Below are 9694 nucleotides of genomic sequence, written 5' to 3'. Positions count from 1 at the left end.
GCGTCGCGCACAAGGCGCAGGTGGTGCGACAGGCTCTGGCGCGCCACCGCGCCGCCCTGGGCGATCCCCTGGAAGCCCTGCGCTGCGTGGGCGGCTTCGAGATCGCGGCCCTCGTGGGCGCCTACGTCGCCTGCGCCCAGGCGGGGCTTGCGGTGCTGGTGGACGGCTTCATCGCCACCTGCGCGGCGGCTGTGGCGGTGCGCTGCTGCCCGGGCGCTCGCGAGTGGCTGCTCTTCGCCCACGCCTCCGCAGAGCCCGGCCATGGGCGCCTCCTCGAGGCACTGGCGGCCGAGCCCATCCTGCAGTTGGGCATGCGCCTCGGGGAGGGGAGCGGGGCGGCAGTAGCGCTGCCCCTTCTGCGGCTCGCCTGCGCGCTTCACGCCGAGATGGCCACCTTTGCCGAGGCGGGCGTTTCGGAGAAGACCCGGTGACGGCGGCCACGGCATGGATCAACCTGCTGCGCCACGGGGAAGCGGAGGGCGGGGCTCGCTATCGGGGAAGCACTGATGATCCCCTCACTGCCGCCGGCTGGCGGCAAATGGAGGCAGCGGTGGCAGGACAAGGCCCCTGGGAGCGCATCGTGACCTCGCCCCGCGCGCGTTGCGCGGCCTTCGCCCGAGCGCTGGCGAAGCGCTACGGCCGGATCCTGGAAGTGGACGAGCGCTGGAGCGAGATCGATTTCGGCGCCTGGGAAGGGCGGACCGCGGAGGCGTTGATGGCCGAAGAGCCCGAAGCCCTGGAGCGGTTCTGGCGCGATCCCCTGACTCATCCGCCCCCGGGAGGCGAGCCATTGCCCGCGTTCCGGGATCGGGTGCTCGCCGCGTGGCGGGAACTCGTTTCCCGTTGCCAGGGGGAGCGGGTGCTGATCATCACCCACGGCGGGCCGATCCGGGTGGTCGCGGCCCATCTCACGGGCCGGCCGCTCACACACCTGCTGGCCATTCCGGTGCCCCTCGGGCACCGGGTTCGCTGGCAAGCCCAGTGCCCGCGGAGCTCTCCGCAGGCCGCGGGATCGCCTTGAGCGATGCTGCAACCCTTCTTGATCGCGCTCCAGTTCCTCACCCGCCTGCCCGTGGCCCGGGGTGACTGGCGGGCACAGGACGTGGGCCGCTCCATCGTCTGGTACCCTGCCATCGGAGTCCTGCTGGGGGGGCTGCTGGCGGGCCTCGGCTGGGCCCTGCAAGGCCTGCCCTGCGGCCTCGCCGCGGCGTTGCTCCTCGCCCTGTGGGTCGCGGTCACGGGGGCCTTGCATCTGGACGGCCTGGCCGACAGCGCCGACGCTTGGCTCGGGGGCGGCGGCGACCGCGACCGTACCCTGGCCATCATGAAGGATCCTCACCGGGGCGCAGGTGCGATCGTGGCGGTGACGCTGGTGCTGATCGCCAAGTTCGCCGCGTTGCAGGCGGCGCTGGAAGGGCAAGCCTGGGCCGCCCTTTGCGCCGCTCCCCTGGCCGGCCGGGCCCTGGTGCCCTTGCTGTTTTTGACCACCCCCTACGTGCGCCCGGGCGGTTTGGGCAGCGCCCTGGCCGCCCATTTGCCTCGCCGCGGCGCGGCGGCGAGCGTCGGGGCATCGGTGGTGCTCCTCTTCATCTTGTTCCCGCAGCAAGGGGTCGTGATCGTGCTGGCGGCGGCCCTCGTGTTCGGCGGCCTTCGCGCCCTCATGATGGCGCGTCTCGGCGGAACCACGGGAGATACCGCCGGGGCGCTGGTGGAGCTCGCCGAGGCCGCAGTGCTGATGGCGGCGGTCGCGTAGCGATTCCCGTGTTCGACACCTTTCCCGCTTCTGTTTCTGTGAGGCTCGCGCGGGGCACGCTATCGGTGGATTTCGGCCGGCTCTGCCCCGTCCTCTCCAGCGCTCCCTACCGGGGCGGCTGGGTCAAGAGTCGCCACTGGGTCAACCACCATGTGGGCGCTGATTTTCGCGAGGCCGATCTGCAAGGCTGGATCGCCGCCCGGCTCGCCTCCCTGGGGTTTCCCCCGGAGGAGACCACTGGCTGCCTGACCGCGGCGCGGCTGGAGCGTTACGGGCAAGGCAGCGAGATGCGGGACGGATTTCGCGCCCGTGCCTGGGTGACGGCGGGTCTGAGCAATCTCTCTGCCCCGGGATTGAGCCCCGTGTTCGAGGTCCCGCTTCCCCACACGATCAACGCTTGCGTGATCGTGGAAGCCGAGCTGCCCAATGCCGCTTGGGTGGAGCTGGTGCAACTCGTGGCCGAAGTGAAAGCCCGGGTACTCGCCGGCCGACGCACGCCCGACGGCTACCCGGCCACCGGCACCAGCACTGACACGGTAACCATCGCCGCGCTACCGGGGCCACCGGCCCGGTACGCGGGGGCCGTCACGCCGGTGGGCTGGTGCGTGGCGCGGGCCTTCGAGCAAGCCTTCCGATCGGGCTTGCGATAGCGGATCGAACCGGGCCATAGACCGCTTTTCCACGCTGCTTGTGTGCGCCACTGCTTGGCGTGTCCGGCACCAGGATCGTGCCCTCACTCACGCTATGGAGGGTGTCGATAGAGTCATGGGCGCAGCTGCTGCGCAGCTCAGCGAGCCCCAAACGAGGGCGGTTCGGGGGCGGCCAGATGCCGCAGGCGGCGGATTCCCGCCCACACCAAGGGCACGATCACGAGCAAGCTTCCTGCCTGGAGCAGCTCCACGGACAAGCCCGGCACGAAGCCGGCAAGGCCTTTGAAGCCATAGCCTAGCAACCCGATGGCATAGTAGCTGATGGCCACCACCGAGAGGCCCTCCACGGTCTGCTGCAGGCGGATCTGCAGTTGCACCCGGCGGTTCATGGAGCGCAGCAAGTCCCGGTTCTGGGCCTGGAGCGCCACGTCCACCACCGTGCGCAGGGAATTGCCCGCGTGGGCGACCCGCACCGCCAGGGCATTAATCCGGGCGTTGACCGACTCGCAGGTCTCCATGGCCGGAGCGAGACGCCGGTCCATGAACTCGCCCCAAGTTTGCAGCCCTTCGATGCGGGCCTCCCGCAGCTCGGTGATGCGCCGACGCACCAGGCTGTAATAGGCGCGGGCGGCGCCGAAGCGGTAACTGGTCTGGCTCGCGAGCCGCGCCGTCTCCGCGTCCAGGCGGGTGAGCGCCGCGAGCAGCGCTTGTTCCGTCTCCAGATCCTTGACTTGGGCGATCTGGCCGGTGAGCCCGGTCAACTCCAACTCCAGCGCCCGCAGCTGGGGACGGATTTTCAGCGCCAGAGGAAAGGCGAGCAGGGCCGCCGTGCGGTAGGTCTCCACTTCCAGCAGTCGCTGCACCAGCCGGCCCGCCTGGCGGTCGTTGAGCCCCCGATCGCGGACCAGGATGCGCACGAAGCCGTCGGCGTTGAGCCGAAAGTCGGTCCAGGCGATCGCCTTGCCGCCGGCCATGAAGGCGCCCACGTAGCGGTCCGAGCCGCACAAGGCCGCCAGGCTCGCCGCGTCCCGCTCTGCCGTAGTGGTGCTTTCCAGGGCCAAATGCACCGCCACCAGGAGCTGGCCCGGGAGTTGGTGCAGCCAGTCTACCGGCACGCGGGTGATGGCCGGATCGCGGAAGGGCTCAAGGAAAAGCCCTTGCCGATAGAAGGTGTAGGTGGTGAATTCCGTGTGCCGCTCCCAGCGCACCCGCACGTCTCCCAGGTCAGCGACGTGGTGGTTCGCTTCAGGGGCGGGCGGGGTGGCGCCGAAACGTCGGCACAGCTCGACGAAGTGGTCTCGGTTGCGTTCGTTTTCCAGCTCGCCGGATAGCACCGCGAGGTGGGACACCTCCAGAGGCGCGCGCAGCGCCATGAAGGGTCGGGCGTGCAGCTCGTTCACCAGGGCTTCCCGCTCGGGCAACGGGTTCAACCGCCAGGCGCAGTAAGGGTGAGGCGCATCCAAGGTCTCATCCTCCGGAAAGGGTCGGTGTGCCGGCGAAGGATAGCAAAGCCTTGGGCTCCAGGCGCGGGGCGTGGGCTGGGACGCCTCAAGTCGTATAGTCGGGATCGGCCCCGGCGAGGAGCCGCTTCAGTGCTTCGAAGTGGAGGCGCGCATAGCTGTCGGTGGAAGCGAATTCCTGGAACGTGCGGCGGGCCACCTCGTCGGGCACGCGTTTGAGGGGCAACCCGGTGGACAGGGCGAGGACCTGGGCCTGGGCCGCCCGCTCCAGATAGTAGAGGTCGTCGAAGGCGGCGGCGACGCTCCTGCCCACCACGATGACGCCGTGGTTGGCGAGAAAGAGAACACGCTTGTCTCCCAAAGCGTGGGCGATGCGCTCGCCCTCCGATTCGGCGAGCGCCAGTCCGTTGTAGGCGTGGTCGTAAGCGATATCGCCGTAGAAACGCAGGGCATTCTGCCCAGCGGGAAGAAGCTCGCCGCCCTCGATCATGGTGAGCGCTGTCGCGTAGGGCATGTGGGTGTGGAGCACGCAGACAGCGCGGGAGTTGCGGCGGTGGAGGGCGGTATGAATGCAAAGCGCCGTTTTCTCCACCCGGCCTTCCCCTTCCAGCACGCGACCTTCCGCGTCCACCAGGAGCAGGCGGCTCGCGGTGATCTCGCGCCAGTGGAGGCCAAAGGGATTCACCAGGAACCGGTCAGTGGTATTCGGTACCTTGACGCTGAAGTGATTGCAGATGCCCTCGTGAAAGCCCAAGACCTCGGCGGCGCGCAGGGCGGCGGCGAGATCGATACGCGCTTGCTTCAACGGATCATCCACGGGCGGCGTCCTCCGGAAAGATCTTGCCCGGATTGAACAGGTTGTCCGGGTCCAGGGCTCGCTTGATGGCCACCATCAGCTCCACGCCCTCGCCCAGCTCTTCACGCAGGTAGTCGCGCTTGCCGACGCCAATGCCATGCTCGCCGGTGCAGGTCCCGTCCAGGGCGAGGGCCCGCTGCACCAGCCGGTGGTTGAGGGTGCGCGCCTCCCTGAGGTGCTCGGGCTCCTGGGGATCCACCAGCACGATCAAGTGGAAGTTGCCGTCGCCCACGTGGCCGAAGAGAGGCACTGGAAGTGAGGTTCGGGCGATGTCCTCCTGTGTAGCCTCGATGCACTCGGCCAGCCGAGAAATGGGCACGCAGACATCGGTGACGAGCGCCCGGCGGCCGGGGACGAGCTGCAGGCAAGCCGGATACGCTTCGTGCCGGGCCTTCCACAGGCGGCTGCGCTCCTCGGGCCGGCTGGCCCATTGAAAGCCCAACCCTCCGTGTTCCCGGGCGATGGCCTCCACGGCGCGGGCCTGCTCCGCCACTCCCGCGTCAGTGCCGTGAAATTCCAGGAAAAGGGTGGGCGCTTCCCGATGGCCGGTTTTGGCGTAGCGGTTTACCGCCCGCAGGGTCAAAGCGTCCAGCAGCTCGCTGCGGGCGATGGGGATGCCCGACTGGATGGTCTGGATCACCGTGGCGACGGCGGAGCTCACGTCGGGAAAAGGGCAGACGGCGGCGGAGATGGCCTCGGGCAGCGGGTGAAGCCGTAGGCTCACCTCGGTGATGAGCCCCAAGGTGCCCTCGGCGCCCACGAACAGGCGCGTCAGGTCGTAGCCCGCTGCGCTTTTGCGGGCGCGCCGGGCCGTGCGTATCACTCGCCCGTCGGCGGTGACCACAGTGAGTCCCAGCACGTTCTCTCGCATGGTGCCGTAGCGCACGGCGTTGGTGCCGGAGGCGCGGGTAGAGGCCATGCCGCCCAGGGTGGCGTTAGCGCCGGGGTCGATGGGAAAGAAAAGCCCCGTATGTCGTAGATGGTCGTTCAATCGTTCCCGGGTGGCCCCGGCCTGGACCGTGGCGTCCAGGTCTTCGGGATGCACTGCCAGGATACGGTCCATGCGGGCGAAATCGACGCACACGCCCCCGTGGGGCGCGAGGACCTGGCCTTCCACCGAGGTGCCAGCGCCAAAGGGCACCATGGGTATCCGGTGGCGGCGGCAGGCCACCACGATGGCCCGCACTTCTTCCGTGGTCTCGGGAAACACCACCGCGTCGGGGGGCTGGGGCGTGTGATAGGACTCGTCCTTGCCATGATGGGCGCGAACCGCGGCCGACGTAGACAAGCGCTCGCCCACGATGGCACGCAGCTCGTCGAGGACGTTTTGGGGAAGCGGTGCCGGGCGGCCCATTGGCCAGTCGCGCTGTGCCATGGGAGCGATTCTAAACGCAAAACCACGATGCGCGTATCGGGCGCCTCGGCATCACGGGAAGTTGGGCTGTCATGAGGCGTTTCTTCTCTCCCACGCGTCTTGAGAACACTCGATGCAGGCATTGAATGATCATGAACGAGGGGGAATTTTGCTCTTAGCGGACATCCGCGCTCGTGCGCGGCGAAGTGGTATCAACAGCGCTCAGTGCTTGAGCCCGTACTTGGCCACCGAACAGTACGGGGTTAGCCGGGAGACGCCCCACTCGGCGCAGGCCTGGGCACTGGGCGGCAGCGGATCAAGGTAGGCCGAACGGCGATGCGCTCGGCTTTTTCCCGCTGGCCCTCCAGACTGCGTGCACGCTCCGGGCGTTCCAGCCCAGGTCTGCCGGTGAGATGAGCCGACCTTGGCCATGACGACGGTCCGGCGTATCCGGTCGATCGGCTCCCGTATCGGCAGCCGGGCGGTGAGCTGTACGTCTGGCGCCGCGTCGGTCACACCCCCTCCCCAAGGTCAGATTGAAAAAGCTGCGGGGGGCTTGTTCTGGCAGGAGAGGTCGAAGAGGAGCAAGCGCGCTTGCTAGATCTGGGCCAAGGGGGTGTCTTCGCCTGCGAGGCGTATCACAGGCTTGTTGCACTTCGGCTCGTTTGGCTGTCATCACGATGCCCCCTCGGGGCGACGTCTCGAGGCACACACCGGCACAGAAGGCTTGCCTGCGCTCCGGGCATGTGTTGCTTGTCCCGCGGCGAACAGGCCTATACTGCTGATTCCATGAGTGCATCTTTGCCAAAGGAGAGAAAGGTGAAAGGAGCCTGGCGTACCCCCGCCGTTGTCCTCTTCTTCGGGGGGGTGATCTTGACCCTCTCCCTGGGCATCCGCCATGGGTTCGGGCTGTTTCTCCAGCCCATGAGCGGCGAGTACGGCTGGGGCCGAGAAGTGTTCGCTTTCGCCATCGCACTCCAGAACCTGGTCTGGGGCTTAGCGCAGCCCGTCGCCGGCATGGTGGCCGACCGGTTCGGGACCGGGCGGGTGCTCGCCGCGGGCGGCGTGCTCTATGCTTTGGGCCTCGCCTTGATGGCCTACTCGGACAGCCCTGTCACCCTTTCCTTGAGCGCCGGGCTGCTCATCGGGCTCGGGCTCTCGGGCACCGCCTTCTCGGTGGTCTACGGCGCCCTGGGCCGGGCCTTTCCGCCCCACAAGCGCAGCATGGCCTTCGGCATTGCCGGTGCCGCGGGCTCTTTCGGCCAGTTCATCATGCTGCCGGTGGAGCAGTCCTTGATCGGGGCGTTTGGCTGGTTCAACGCGCTTCTCCTCCTCGCCGTCCTGGCAGCGCTCATGGCACCCCTGGCAGCGGCCCTGGCGGAGCGTCGCGACGGTGCGACCGCCGGCGTCCTTTCTGGGCAAACGATGCGGGAGGCCCTGGTGGAGGCGGGGGGGCACTCGGGCTTCTGGCTTTTGTGCTTCGGCTTCTTCGTGTGCGGTTTTCAAGTGGTATTCATCGCCGTGCACTTTCCGGCCTTCTTGACCGACCAAGGACTGCCTGCCCAGGCGGGAATGATGGCGCTCGCGCTGATCGGGCTGTTCAACATCCTGGGCACTTACGCGGCAGGGTGGCTGGGCGGGCATTACCGGAAGAAATATCTTCTGGCGGGCATCTACCTCGTCCGGGCGGGGGTGATCTCGGTATTCCTGCTTTTGCCCATCACCGAGACTTCCGTCTATCTATTCGCCGCCAGTATGGGACTTCTATGGCTGAGCACCGTGCCCCTCACCAATGGGGTCGTGGCCCAGATCTTCGGCGTAAAATATCTCTCGACCTTGTTCGGCTTCGTGTTTCTGGGCCATCAGATGGGAAGCTTCATGGGCGTGTGGCTGGGCGGTTTTCTGTTCGATCTGACCGGCACCTATGACACGGTCTGGGTCATCACCATCGGGCTGGGAGTGCTAGCGGCCCTCCTGCACTGGCCCATCGACGACCGGGCGCTGAGGCCCGCCTCCTTTGCCGGAGCATCCGTGAAATGATCTCAAGGCGTGGGGAAGTCTTCGGGCTGCCGCGGGCGGTGAAAGACGCGCTGGACGGGAACCCCTGGGCCTGGCTGGCAGTGGCGCTGGTGGCGGCGCTCACTACCCTCGGGGTGTGGGCTTTTCGCGGCTACCTGGACCCCGACGCCCTTCTGTGGTTTTCCAACCTGCGGTTGTGCTGAATGTTTTTTCCGGCGGAGCGGTAATGGCAACTCCGCCGGATCACTGCTTCACCAGTAGTTCTCCACAGTGATCTGGCCGGGGTCTTTGCGCCGGTTTTTCTTGAAGCCCCGCGCCTCCAATACGGCGCTGGTGTCGGCTACCATGTCCGGGTTACCGCAGATCATGACCTGGGAGCCTTCGGCGGCAAGGGGCACGCCTGCCCGAGCCTCCAGCCGTCCGTCCTGAATCGCCTGGGGGATCCGGGCCTTGAGGGCGAAATTCGTATCCTCCCGGGTGACGAAGGGCACGTAAACGAACTGGCTCCCTCGCTGCTCGGCGATGACCCGCACCGTTTCCTGGTAGGTGAGCTCCTCCGCGTAGCGCACCGCGTGGGCGAGCACCACCTTCTTGAACCGCCGCCAGGCCTCCTCCGTCTTGCAGATGGAGAGGAACGGGCCGACAGCGGTGCCCGTGGAGAGAAGCCACAGAAAGTCCGCATCCTGGATGTCGGCAAGGGTCATGAAGCCCGAGGCCCGGGGCGCGATCCAGATGGGGTCTCCCGGATGCAGCCTCACCAGCCGCTGGGTCAGGGGGCCGTTCTCCAGAGTGATGAAGTAAAACTCGTGGGGCCGCTCGTGGGGGGCGTTCACGAAAGAATAGGGACGGACGATCATCTCGCCCGCCTCGCCGGGAAGCGCCAGGCGCCCGAACTGGCCAGCCCGGAAGGGCTCTACGGCTGCTTCCACCTGGATCGAGTACAGCCGCTCGGTCCAGGGTTTAAGGGCCACGACCCGCCCTTCGACGAACTTGGCCGCGCTCGTCGGACGGGGCGTGGTCGCCGGGCGTTTTTCCTGCTCCGTCGGAGCTCTTTCTATGTCGTTGGCCATCGTTCCCGCTCAGTCCTGTGGACCTGCGTGATACCGGCTTTCCCACCCCGCGCTTGTCGAGAGGATCCGTTGCGTTGAGCGGTTCATCTTGCCGCTTCACGGCCCGCCTGGCGCTTGGCCGCCCCCTGGAGCAGAACGCCGATCTTCTCCAGCGCGTCCGGGTCATCCCACTCCTTGGCGCCGAAGAGGGAATAGCGGACCCGGCCTTCCGTATCCACCACGAAACTGGTGGGGAAGGCCCGCACTTTCCACGCCCTCAGGGCGGCACCGTCCTTGTCCAGAAGGATGGGGAAGCGGACCGGCACTTCCTTGAGAAAATCCCGGACCTCGGCCTCGGTTTCACCCATGTCCACCGCCAGGATGGCGAAGGGCCGTCCGGCGAGCTTGTCCTGGAGCCTTTGCATGGAAGGCATTTCGGCGCGGCAGGGCGGGCACCAGGTGGCCCAAAAGTTGACCAGCACCACCTGGCCTCGGTAGTCCTCGAGACGATGCACGCGCCCACTCAGGTCGGGCAGGGCGAGGGGTGGGGTTT

Annotated in this window: 11 protein-coding genes; 6 read left to right on the top strand and 5 right to left on the bottom strand. The window is 67.4% G+C overall.

From position 1 onward, the window contains the following. The 4 genes from V7Q81_RS12185 to V7Q81_RS12170 all read left to right on the top strand — a co-directional run. On the top strand, positions 1–431 hold a 431-nt coding region (locus tag V7Q81_RS12185), incomplete at its 5' end, for a nicotinate-nucleotide--dimethylbenzimidazole phosphoribosyltransferase (RefSeq protein ID WP_333843666.1). After that, positions 428–1021 (top strand): histidine phosphatase family protein, encoded by a 594-nt coding sequence (locus V7Q81_RS12180; RefSeq protein ID WP_333843664.1) that lies wholly within the window; start codon positions 428–430, stop codon positions 1019–1021. The genes V7Q81_RS12185 and V7Q81_RS12180, both read left to right, overlap by 4 nt. Before the next feature lie 6 nt (positions 1022–1027). Then, the gene (locus V7Q81_RS12175; RefSeq protein WP_333843668.1) at positions 1028–1753 is read left to right on the top strand and encodes an adenosylcobinamide-GDP ribazoletransferase; all 726 of its coding nucleotides are present in this window, start codon (positions 1028–1030) and stop codon (positions 1751–1753) included. A gap of 8 nt (positions 1754–1761) precedes the next feature. Next, the gene (locus tag V7Q81_RS12170; RefSeq protein ID WP_333843661.1) at positions 1762–2403 is read left to right on the top strand and encodes an adenosylcobinamide amidohydrolase; all 642 of its coding nucleotides are present in this window, start codon (positions 1762–1764) and stop codon (positions 2401–2403) included. A 137-nt stretch (positions 2404–2540) separates the two neighbouring features. Here V7Q81_RS12170 and V7Q81_RS12165 read toward each other — a convergent pair whose 3' ends face one another. From V7Q81_RS12165 to V7Q81_RS12155, 3 genes are all read right to left on the bottom strand, one after another. Continuing rightward, positions 2541–3866, bottom strand: a complete 1326-nt coding sequence (locus V7Q81_RS12165; RefSeq protein ID WP_333843657.1) for a DUF3422 family protein — start codon at positions 3864–3866, stop codon at positions 2541–2543. A gap of 85 nt (positions 3867–3951) precedes the next feature. Next, positions 3952–4680: an aldolase gene (locus V7Q81_RS12160; protein WP_333843655.1), complete on the bottom strand. Its 729-nt coding sequence runs from the start codon at positions 4678–4680 to the stop codon at positions 3952–3954. After that, positions 4673–6094 (bottom strand): FAD-linked oxidase C-terminal domain-containing protein, encoded by a 1422-nt coding sequence (locus V7Q81_RS12155; RefSeq protein WP_333843654.1) that lies wholly within the window; start codon positions 6092–6094, stop codon positions 4673–4675. The genes V7Q81_RS12160 and V7Q81_RS12155 overlap by 8 nt, the downstream gene beginning before the upstream one ends. 798 nt (positions 6095–6892) lie before the next feature. Between V7Q81_RS12155 and V7Q81_RS12150 the strand changes: the two genes are divergently transcribed. After that, positions 6893–8113: an MFS transporter gene (locus V7Q81_RS12150; RefSeq protein ID WP_333843652.1), complete on the top strand. Its 1221-nt coding sequence runs from the start codon at positions 6893–6895 to the stop codon at positions 8111–8113. Further along, positions 8110–8295: a hypothetical protein gene (locus tag V7Q81_RS12145; RefSeq protein ID WP_333843649.1), complete on the top strand. Its 186-nt coding sequence runs from the start codon at positions 8110–8112 to the stop codon at positions 8293–8295. Before V7Q81_RS12150 ends, V7Q81_RS12145 begins: the two co-directional genes overlap by 4 nt. A gap of 48 nt (positions 8296–8343) precedes the next feature. Here V7Q81_RS12145 and V7Q81_RS12140 read toward each other — a convergent pair whose 3' ends face one another. Both V7Q81_RS12140 and V7Q81_RS12135 read right to left on the bottom strand, forming a co-directional pair. After that, positions 8344–9162 carry a ferredoxin--NADP reductase gene (locus tag V7Q81_RS12140; RefSeq protein WP_333843647.1) on the bottom strand — a complete coding sequence of 273 codons (819 nt, stop codon included), beginning with the start codon at positions 9160–9162 and terminating at the stop codon, positions 8344–8346. 83 nt (positions 9163–9245) lie between these two features. After that, positions 9246–9694: TlpA disulfide reductase family protein (locus V7Q81_RS12135; RefSeq protein WP_333843645.1), on the bottom strand; the 449-nt coding region annotated here is incomplete at its 5' end.

Source organism: Pelomicrobium sp. (assembly GCF_036803785.1).
In the GTDB taxonomy this organism is placed as follows: Bacteria; Pseudomonadota; Gammaproteobacteria; order Burkholderiales; family UBA6910; genus Pelomicrobium.
Note: the sequence above shows the minus strand (reverse complement) of the source record. Positions and strands in the feature narration are given on the sequence as shown.

Excerpts from the sequence above, each read along its gene's own strand:
- V7Q81_RS12155 (WP_333843654.1), bottom strand. The coding sequence starts at position 6,094 with ATGGCACAGCGCGACTGGCCAATGGGCCGCCCGGCACCGCTTCCCCAA.
- V7Q81_RS12145 (WP_333843649.1), top strand. The coding sequence starts at position 8,110 with ATGATCTCAAGGCGTGGGGAAGTCTTCGGGCTGCCGCGGGCGGTGAAA.
- V7Q81_RS12140 (WP_333843647.1), bottom strand. The coding sequence starts at position 9,162 with ATGGCCAACGACATAGAAAGAGCTCCGACGGAGCAGGAAAAACGCCCG.